The 6,000-nt window shown below is 29.6% G+C and carries 7 protein-coding genes; 3 read left to right on the top strand and 4 right to left on the bottom strand.

Annotated elements, in window-relative coordinates; all coding sequences use genetic code 11:
• The first annotated feature begins 180 nt into the window (after window positions 1–180).
• Window positions 181–636 (top strand): LytTR family DNA-binding domain-containing protein, encoded by a 456-nt coding sequence (locus tag Q0V24_RS06320; protein WP_297518930.1) that lies wholly within the window; start codon window positions 181–183, stop codon window positions 634–636.
• Between the two features lies 1 nt (window position 637).
• On the top strand, window positions 638–1,057 hold the full coding sequence (locus Q0V24_RS06325; RefSeq protein ID WP_297518927.1) for a DUF3021 domain-containing protein: 420 nt from the start codon (window positions 638–640) through the stop codon (window positions 1,055–1,057).
• A 51-nt stretch (window positions 1,058–1,108) separates the two neighbouring features.
• Here the strand turns inward: Q0V24_RS06325 and Q0V24_RS06330 are convergent, their stop codons facing one another.
• A complete protein-coding gene (locus Q0V24_RS06330) occupies window positions 1,109–2,416 on the bottom strand; it encodes a ComEC/Rec2 family competence protein (protein ID WP_297518925.1) in 1,308 nt (435 codons plus the stop codon).
• 158 nt (window positions 2,417–2,574) lie between these two features.
• Window positions 2,575–2,856, bottom strand: coding sequence for a hypothetical protein (locus tag Q0V24_RS06335; protein ID WP_297518923.1), 282 nt, complete (start codon window positions 2,854–2,856; stop codon window positions 2,575–2,577).
• 457 nt (window positions 2,857–3,313) lie between these two features.
• Here Q0V24_RS06335 and Q0V24_RS06340 point away from each other — a divergent pair, with 457 nt between their 5' ends.
• A complete protein-coding gene (locus Q0V24_RS06340) occupies window positions 3,314–4,624 on the top strand; it encodes a PTS transporter subunit EIIC (protein ID WP_297518921.1) in 1,311 nt (436 codons plus the stop codon).
• Between the two features lie 116 nt (window positions 4,625–4,740).
• Here Q0V24_RS06340 and Q0V24_RS06345 read toward each other — a convergent pair whose 3' ends face one another.
• Window positions 4,741–5,319, bottom strand: a complete 579-nt coding sequence (locus Q0V24_RS06345) for a hypothetical protein (protein WP_297518919.1) — start codon at window positions 5,317–5,319, stop codon at window positions 4,741–4,743.
• Between the two features lie 12 nt (window positions 5,320–5,331).
• Complete coding sequence (locus Q0V24_RS06350) at window positions 5,332–5,853, bottom strand: hypothetical protein (RefSeq protein WP_297518917.1); 522 nt, start codon at window positions 5,851–5,853, stop codon at window positions 5,332–5,334.
• Window positions 5,854–6,000: the final 147 nt, after the last annotated feature.

The following is a 6,000-nucleotide window of genomic DNA, read 5'->3' on the forward strand; positions in this document are numbered from 1 at the left end:
TGAAGGAAAGGCTTACAAGCAATTGTAGGTCTTTTTCTTTATTTAAAATACCGTTTAACTTATAAAAGTGACCACTTACTTAAAAACTGTCTCTAAATTAAATTTGATAGGATATAATCTTAGTATAGCTAGCGAGAAAATGAAATTTAAAAATAAAAGTGGTGAAAGGGAGGGATGAATTTGAAAATTGACTTAGATATTAATGATAATTATGAAGAAGTGACGGTGGTAATAAAAGCACCAAGTATTGATGATGTTGTCATGGATATTATGGAAAAGCTTAAAAGTGAAAGCAAAAAAGAAAAAAGCATAGTAGGAAAGAAAAATCAGAAGGTTTATATTTTAAATCCAAAGGATATCATTATGTTTTATAGTGAGGAGCAAAAAGTTTTAGCTGATACGAGTGAGGGAAGTTTTGAAATTAAAATGAAACTGTATGAAATTGAGGAACTTTTAGCAAAGACATCTTTTGTTAGAATATCTAAATTCACGATAGTGAATGTAAAGAGAATAAATAATATAGAGCTTTTCTTTAATGGTAGTTTAATTATAAATTTATCAAATGGAAAGCAAGAGACTATATCAAGAAGATATGTTAAACAAGTAAAAGAATTTATAGGCATGGAGGGAAAGTAAAATGAAATATATTAAAGGTTATATTAAGTTATTTATTAAAGGAGTTCCAATTGGAGTTTTAATGGGACAAATATTTTTAACTATTGCAATGGTTATTTCAAAAAGTAGTATAAATTACGATGCTTTATTAGAGCAGAATATTTTAGCCGCATTAGTTGGAGGATACTGTTTTGGAACCTCAATAATTTATAGAGTAGAAAGTTGGAGTCTTTTAAAACAAACTGTAGTGCAGAGTGTAGCTTTATTACCATATTTACCATTTGCTTGGTATGTTGGTTGGATGCCAAGAAATACAACTGGTATAATAGCAAGTATTGTATTTTATATAATTTTTAGCGTTGTTACTTGGCTAATATTTAAAAATAAATATAAAAAATATGAGCAAGAACTAAATGCAGACTTAAAAAAATGGAATAAATAATAGAAGGCAACTTATAATTTCTAATAATTATAAGTTGCCTTTACTTTTATATTAACATTTAGAACAATCTTCAAAACCTTGTGCTTTTGCATCTGATAATGAAATTTGTCTAGCTTTAGCAGGATTCATTCTACCACAGTTATTTTTACTATGATATTTTTCACCAGTAGCAGATAACCATACCATTCCACCTTGCTCTGGAGCTGGTGTTGGGTCAGGTTTTACAGTTTCAGTAGGCTTATCTGATGAACTATTGTTTGAATTATTATTTGAATTAGTGTTTGATGATGATTCATTAGAAGGTTTATTTTCTACAACTTTATCATTACTTGGAGTTGTTACAGGCTTTTTAACTTCTTCCTTTTTCTCACCATCTCTGTAAGAGTAGCTACCATCTTTACAAGCAGTTTCTACACCTTTTCCAGTAGATTTAAATACTACATTTCCACATTCATCAGTTCTGTGTATTTTTACACTATCTGATTTAAGTCTATCCATAACAACTTTATGTGGGTGATTATATTTATTGTCATCTCCAACAGTTATTACTGCAAATTCAGGATTAACTTTATCAAGAAAACTTTGAGTTGTGCTTGATTTTGAACCATGATGTCCAACTTTTAAAACATCTACATCAGAGACTTGTGATAAAATTTCAGATTCTGTTTCCTTTTCAGCATCTCCTGTGAATAAAAATTTATCTTCACCATTAACATAGAGTGTAACTAAAGATTCTTCATTAGTATCAGAACCTCCATTAGTATTAAGCATTTGCATGTAAGCACCATTTCCAAGGTCAAACTTAGCATTTGCAAGTGGTACACTTGGAGAGAGTTTTTTTGCACTTATTGAGTTTATAAAGTCTTGGTAAGTTTTTGTATCTTCATCACCATTAGATACAAGAACTTGACCTATTTCTAAATTATTTATAACAGAATCAAGTCCGCCGATATGGTCAGCATGATTATGACTTGCTACAAGATAATCTATTTTTTTTATTCCTTGATTTTTTATATATTGAACAATTGAATTTTCATCATTGTTATCTCCACCATCTATAAGAATATTTTTTTCACCTTTGATTAAGATAGCATCACTATTTCCAGTATTGATAAAGTGAATTTCACTATCTTTAAAAGCTTGAACTTGTGAATCTTTAACCTCTTCAACTTGTTTATTGGTATCTGTGTTTTCTGAAGTTGTAGGCTCTGGTGTTGAGGTACTTTCAATTGCTGGTTTATTATTTTTTTGTGTAGTTTGAGTGGTTTCTATAGCAGCAGAACTTCCGCACGCAGTAAATAGTAGTGTAGCGGCTGTTATAGCACTAAGTGCTAACATATTAATACTTTTTCTTTTCATTTAAATTATCCCCCCTTATTTTCCATACAATAAAGATTGTATAACCTTAAAATAAAGTCCCTATTAATAGGATGTAAAATAAGTGTAATAATAAATTATTTTTAAAAAAGAAACCACCTATAAAATTGTTTAAAACAGTTTTATAGGTGGTAAGTATTTTATAATTTATTGGTTGATAAAAATTTTTCTAAAACATCATCTGCTAGAAGATGTTCTTTTTTAGGTGTATGTTCTTTCTTTAAGTCTCTTTTATGAGCTATTTTAGCATCATGTAATTTCCTAGCTTCTTGTCTATCTAAAGCATGTTCTGCTCTTTCCTTAATACTCATACTCATTAGAGCTTCTTCTTTAAGGATTTCTAATTCTTCTAAATTCTCTATACCATGTCTTACTAAATCTTCTTCTTTATGTATAATATCTATTATTTTATCTTTAAACATTCACGTCACCATCCTTACCTGATTTTTTATAGTTTATAGTTATAATAGTATGTTGAAGTATAAAAAAATTAAAGTATAAATAATTACAGCTTATTTACAAGTCTATAAAGTTTAAAATAGTGTGTAAAGACTTATTAGGGCAGAGTTAATACACACTTAAATGTGTAAAAATAAAAAACAATATAAATGGCTTGTTAACTAGCTTTACAAAGAAGTAACAAAATTAATAAATTTGGCATGAAAATTGCTATAATAATAAGTATACTTTTAATATTGTTTTATTGTGTATTGTTAAGAAATAAGCTTTTTTAGTATCAAGTTTATTATGAAAAGAAATGAAAATGTTTACTGAGACTAAAAAGTAGCTTTACATACTACCGAAATGATATTAAAATATTTAGGATGTCTAATTAATTAAATTAGTGATTACAAAAGAAAAAATAAGGAGGACAAACATATGAAGAAATTTATCGAATGGATGGAAGAACATTTCATTCCTATCGCAGCTAAAGTTGGTGCTGAAAAACACCTTGGAGCGATTAGGGATGGATTTGTAGCAATTATACCTATCATTATGGCTGGTGCTTTCGCAATATTAATTAATAACTTTGCATGGGAAAGTTACCAACATCTTATGACGACAATATTTGGACATGACTGGAAATCTTGGGGAGGTGCAATTTGGAACGGTTCATATGCAATTATGAGTTTACTGATTTCATTTACAGTTGCATACAACCTAGCTAAGGCAAGAGGAAAAGATGGACTAGCTTCAGGATTAGTTTCTGTTGCAGCGTTTATTATATTCTTTGGTGATTTATCAAAAACATCATCATTCCTTGGTACAAACGGATTATTACTTGCAATCATAGTTGCTTTAATAGTTGGAGATTTAATGTGCTGGTTACTTGGTAACAAAAGACTTGTAATGAAAATGCCGGCTGGAGTTCCACCTGCAATTGCAAGATCATTTGCATCATTATTCCCTGCTATTATCATAATGGTAATCGCAGCTTCAGTAGAAAGATTATTTGCACTTGTAAGTGCAGAGAGTTTACCAGTATTTATCTATCAAATAATTCAAGCACCACTACAAGGTGTTGTTGGATCATTCTGGGGAGTACTTGTACTTATAGCAGTTATTCAAATATTATGGTTCTTTGGACTTCATGGTTCAAACATGATGTTACCTATCGTAAACGGTGTGTTATTACCACTTACTATAGATAATATGCATAGAGTTGCAGAAGGATTAAAACCATTATATATCGTTAATGACCAGTTCCTTAACTCCTTTGTATTCTTAGGTGGGGCAGGAGCTACAATAACACTTATTATTGCTATATTTATAGTTAATAAGACTAGAAAGAAAAAGAGTGAGGTTCAGCTTGTAATTTCAAAAATTGCACTTGCACCTGGTATCTTTAACATAAATGAGCCACTTATATTTGGTATGCCAATATGTTTAGATCCAATATACTTTATTCCATTCTTATTGGTACCTTTATTAAATGCAGTAATTGCATTCTTTGCAATGACATGGCACTTAGTACCATTAGTACAACTTGAAGTAAGTTGGACTCTTCCACCTATTTTAAGTGGAGCATTAGCTACTAACTCATGGCAGGGTGCAGTATTATCAATATTACTTCTTGTAATAGACGTTATAATCTACATGCCATTTGTAATGATAGCGGCAGATAGAGATGTTAAAAATATGGAAGAAGCTGTAGCAGCAGAACAAGCAGCAGCTGAAGCTAAAAACTAATATAGATTAGAAGGATTCACAAATTGTGGGTCCTTTTATTTTTTTATATTGTTAATTCATTTTTAGATTAACTAAAAAATACCCTTAGATTTTAAAAATCTAAGGGTATTTTTATGCTATCTATAGCAATAAAAGTTACTTATTCTTTTAATTGGTATGCTAAAAAATTTCCATTTATAGTTTTTCCATTTCCACCCTGAAAGAGTATTATGACTTACATAGGTTGGATAGCACCAAAATGACCTTCCATTACGTAGCCATAAATAAGTGTATCTGTAAGTACAATATTTGAGCTTTTTATTATAATGATCGCTATAGTGAGAAGAGTGGTCTGAATTATAGTAAGGTATTTTAACAATACCTTGTGAGTGATAACTTGGGTGTTTTGATGGTGGATATCCCATATTAAAAGGTGTTGGAACACCACTTTGCTGATAATGGTTATTATGAGAACTATGATTACTTGGGAATTTGTATGGCCCATGGTTTTTATCTATAGATTTATATTTTTTCTTTTTCTTTCTATCATCATCTTCAAAAGAATCTTCTACACTATCAGGAAGTCTAAAATCTTTGTCAGATGTCTCTAAAAAATCTTCTGTATGTTGAGATAGTAATTCTATTTGTTCTCTATCTAATATTTCAAATTCACCAATCCCATTAGGATTATCTTTTTCTTGATAAATTACTTTCATGGTTATTCCTCCTTATCTTCTGCAAGTAAAGGCTTCAACTTTAGATATATCTACTCCAAAGTAAACCCAATCTTTAATATATTTATTCCATCTCCAACCTACGAATGAAACATGGTCAAGATAAAATATATAAGACCAATATTCTTTTTCATCATTTTGCCAAATATAAGTTAGTTTATTTAAACATACTGATAAAGCCTGGGGACTAACAGCATAAGTTGGATAGTCAGCTGCACCAATTTTTTGCTGTTGAATGACAAATTCAGAGTTCTTTGGTGGAACTTCTTTTGGTGGCAATTGCATAGGTTTTATTTTACTAGATACATTAGAATCATCACTACGTAGGCTGTTTCTTTTTAAGTTTTCATCAATAGTGATATCTTTTTTCACAACTTCTTTTGAAATACATTCAATAACATCATCTGGATTTTCGATACTTGAATCAACTTCTTCTTCATTAATTTTTTCAGGAAGTTCTTCAGTAATACCTCTTCCAAACAGAGTATTAAAATCTTCTGGGTAAAAAATTTCCATATTAAATTTCTCCTGTCTAAAGTTATATCAATAATATATTATGAAAGGATTTTAATTAGGTGATAAAAATAAAAAAACTGTCTCAAATTTAATTGAAACAGTTTTGAATATTTATTTTTTTATAAATTGCTTGTATATAAAATCTGC

This window comes from uncultured Clostridium sp. (assembly GCF_947039605.1).
Taxonomy (GTDB): domain Bacteria; phylum Bacillota; class Clostridia; order Clostridiales; family Clostridiaceae; genus Sarcina.

Coding starts and splice junctions, on each gene's coding strand:
- Q0V24_RS06325 (WP_297518927.1), top strand. CDS start 638: ATGAAATATATTAAAGGTTATATTAAGTTATTTATTAAAGGAGTTCCA.
- Q0V24_RS06330 (WP_297518925.1), bottom strand. CDS start 2,416: ATGAAAAGAAAAAGTATTAATATGTTAGCACTTAGTGCTATAACAGCC.
- Q0V24_RS06335 (WP_297518923.1), bottom strand. CDS start 2,856: ATGTTTAAAGATAAAATAATAGATATTATACATAAAGAAGAAGATTTA.
- Q0V24_RS06340 (WP_297518921.1), top strand. CDS start 3,314: ATGAAGAAATTTATCGAATGGATGGAAGAACATTTCATTCCTATCGCA.
- Q0V24_RS06345 (WP_297518919.1), bottom strand. CDS start 5,319: ATGAAAGTAATTTATCAAGAAAAAGATAATCCTAATGGGATTGGTGAA.
- Q0V24_RS06350 (WP_297518917.1), bottom strand. CDS start 5,853: ATGGAAATTTTTTACCCAGAAGATTTTAATACTCTGTTTGGAAGAGGT.